Source organism: Phormidesmis priestleyi BC1401 (assembly GCF_001650195.1).
In the GTDB taxonomy this organism is placed as follows: domain Bacteria; phylum Cyanobacteriota; class Cyanobacteriia; order Leptolyngbyales; family Leptolyngbyaceae; genus Phormidesmis_A; species Phormidesmis_A priestleyi_B.
The window spans coordinates 1-853 of sequence record NZ_LXYR01000177.1; the positions used below are offsets into that span (position 1 = coordinate 1).

Annotated in this window: 1 pseudogene; it reads right to left on the reverse strand. The window is 50.9% G+C overall.

Features of this window, described 5'->3' with window-relative positions:
* Positions 1-853 (reverse strand): annotated as a pseudogene (locus tag A8707_RS26300) (IS256 family transposase); the annotation flags it as partial.

The following is an 853-nucleotide window of genomic DNA, read 5'->3' on the forward strand; positions in this document are numbered from 1 at the left end:
TTTTTTCGCAATGTGGTGCATCGCCCGATAAACCACTTTGAGGGCAGATTCATCGGTGGGAAACGCCCGATGATTCTTGATCACTTTTCTCAGAGTCATGTTGAGCGATTCAATGGCATTGGTCGTGTAAATTGCCCGACGAATCTCTGGGGGAAAGGCAAAGAACGGAATTACTCGCGTCCAGTGGTTCATCCAGGAACGACTGATAGTTGGGTACTGCTTGTCCCATTTCTCGGCAAATGCGACGAGTTGCTGTTCTGCCTCGGCTTCCGTGCTGGACGTGTAAATCAGTCTGAGGTCAGCCGCCACTGCTTTACGGTCTTTGTAGGAAACGTAGCTGAGCGAATTGCGAACCATGTGGACAATACAGAGTTGCACCTGAGTTTTTGGGAAGACCGCTTCGATGGCATCGGCAAACCCGGTCAGTCCGTCACAGCAGGCAATGAAGAGGTCTTTCAAGCCCCGATTTTGCAGCTCGGTCAAAATGGACAGCCAAAACTTGGCGGATTCGTTTTGGGTCATCCACATACCCAAAAGCTCTTTGTTGCCTGCCAGATTCACCCCCAAGGCTAGGTGGATGGCTTTATTAATCACCCCGTCCATCTTGGCGGACTTTGACCACGATGGCATCGAAGTAGACAATCGGATAAACCCGGTCAAGTCCCCGATTCTGCCAGAGTTTGCGTTCCTCTTCCACCCCATCGGTGACTTTGGAAATCAGTCCGGCTGAGACTTCCACCCCATACAAATCTTGCAACTGTGCCTGGACATCGCGCACGCTCATGCCTCTTGAGTAGAGCGACAGAATCTTGCCATCAAAGCCATCAAACCGAGTTTGCCCTTTCTGGATAAT